Annotated in this window: 1 protein-coding gene; it reads left to right on the forward strand. The window is 43.6% G+C overall.

Going from position 1 to position 910, the window contains the following annotated elements; genetic code table 11:
* Positions 1-60 precede the first annotated feature (60 nt).
* On the forward strand, positions 61-910 hold an 850-nt coding region (locus tag AB4154_RS22220; RefSeq protein WP_017060131.1), incomplete at its 3' end, for an REP-associated tyrosine transposase.

Here is a 910-nt window from a genome sequence, read left to right on the forward strand (position 1 = left end):
TTTGCCTTTTTGATGAAATGGTCTAGTTTTTAACTAGGCCATTTTTGTATAGGGAAGACAATGAGTAGACCACTGAGAATAGAGTATGCGGGTGCGCTCTATCATGTAACGTCGCGCGGTAATGCTCGACAGCCGATTTATCTGGAAGAGCAAGATTTTGAATTGTTTATCGAAGTGTTGTCAGGCACCAGTGAGCGATTCAATTGGGTCGTGCATAGCTACTGTTTAATGACCAATCATTACCATCTACTCGTCGAAACTCCTGATGGGAACTTAAGTAAGGGAATGCGTCAGCTTAATGGTGTGTATACCCAAAAGTTCAATAGAAAACATAACCGAGTCGGTCATCTATACCAAGGTCGCTTTAAAGCCATTTTAGTCGACAAAGACGCTTATCTATTGGAAGTGGGACGTTACATTTTACTTAACCCCGTTCGTGCAAATATAGTGGATACACCGAACGAATATGAGTGGAGCAGTTGGCCTTTTGTTACTGGTTTAAAAGAGTCACCAGACTGGCTAGCGGTTGATCAAACCTTGTTTCAATTTGGCCGCCAGAGAAATAAGGCTGTTGAGAAATACAAGCAATTCGTTTTCGAGGGGGTTGGTAAGCCACTATGGACAGGATTAAAGCAGCAGGTGTACCTAGGCAGTGATGAGTTTGTGAACAGTCATCTTCCTAATTTGAATTTAGCAGAGGGAGATATCAAAGAGGTTCCGGCAAAACAGCGACGTGCTAAACCTCTTTCGCTAAAGGAGTACCAAGACTCAGCGCCTAGTAGAAATGATGCCATTATTGCTGCATTTAATAGCGGTGGCTATACGCAAAAGCAAATAGGGAATCACTTCGACTTACATTATTCACGAGTCAGCCGTATAGTGGCAAAAGGCAAGACCTGCCCCCCCCCCC

Origin of the sequence: Vibrio sp. 10N.286.51.B11, assembly GCF_041469245.1 — a bacterium.
GTDB lineage: Bacteria > Pseudomonadota > Gammaproteobacteria > Enterobacterales > Vibrionaceae > Vibrio > Vibrio crassostreae_C.